We start from the raw sequence: 1,149 nt of genomic DNA, 5'->3' as shown, positions 1-1,149 counted from the left end.
TAATACAAATGATACTACTACATAATATTCAAATTCTTTCTTAAATTCAACTTAATACTGTTTGGAGAAAACTAAGTTAGGAGAGAAAATTTGTATAAATTAGACAATTTTACTCCGTCCATAAACTTCTTGAACTATTTTTTTACAATATATGTCATCATTAAATAACTGGACAGGAGGCGAACTAGGGTTGTGTTCAGTGTCTAGAACCACATCAACGCAGTCATTATTTCTACCATTCCCAATTTCAACCTTATATGCTTTTTAAAGATTTACTTTCAAATAAACCCTTAAGACGAATTGGTTCATCCCATGTTTTTATATTTACTAAAATTTTCACAGTATAAATCTTCATCGAAATTATCTAATATAGAATACTTCACTTTATTAAAACGATACAAAAATTTTTGATAAGTAACTTCAATATCATATGTTCTAATTCTACAGTTCTCTCTTTCGAGTTTTTGGCAGTATCAATAAAAGAATTGTGTTTATCTTTAAGATTTACAGGACTAGTTCATGGTAACGAAAAACGATAATGTACACGCACTATATTTAGTAGCTTTCTTTAGAATTTCGAGTGTAACGTTAATAATGCTCTGTTAAATAATCTGAGTACGTGCATACACACAAACTTTTAAATATTCTTTTTCCAATTGACTTTAAATGCTGTATTATCTTTATCTAATTTTAAAAACATTGAATCATAAACTATTTCTTGCATTTCTTTTTTATACTTTTTGACTTCATCAATCGAAATAAATATCTGCTTTTTAAATAAAAAATAAGTGTCTATTAAATTTTCAACCGCAGAAATACCTAAGTTTTTAAATAATAAACTATCATGAATAAGGCACGGTAGAAGTGTATTAGCTAGAAAAGCTAAGTCCAACGATATTAAATTGGAAAATCCTTTACCTGTTCCTCTGTCATCACCACAATCAAATATATATTTTTTATTATTAATAAGTAATTTTGGTTCTATTGGGTCGTTTGGATATATGTTTTTTATAAAAATAGCCAATGAATTATTAATTATCATTTGAATTCTAGAAATTGATTCTACTAAGATTGTGTTAATATTTGTATTAATAGATTCAATTTCTTTTTTTAAATTATCACTTAATTCAAAATATTTATTTTGAATCT

At 25.7% G+C, this 1,149-nt stretch carries 1 protein-coding gene; it reads right to left on the bottom strand.

The genetic code is table 11. The features are described from left to right. Nucleotides 1-637: 637 nt before the first annotated feature. The coding region (locus A9G40_RS09205) for a DUF2326 domain-containing protein (RefSeq protein WP_141675238.1) at nt 638-1,149 on the bottom strand (512 nt) is incomplete at its 5' end.

The organism is Gilliamella sp. Nev3-1 (assembly GCF_001690435.1).
GTDB lineage: Bacteria > Pseudomonadota > Gammaproteobacteria > Enterobacterales > Orbaceae > Gilliamella > Gilliamella apicola_C.
This window is presented reverse-complemented; position numbering and strand designations above follow the sequence as displayed.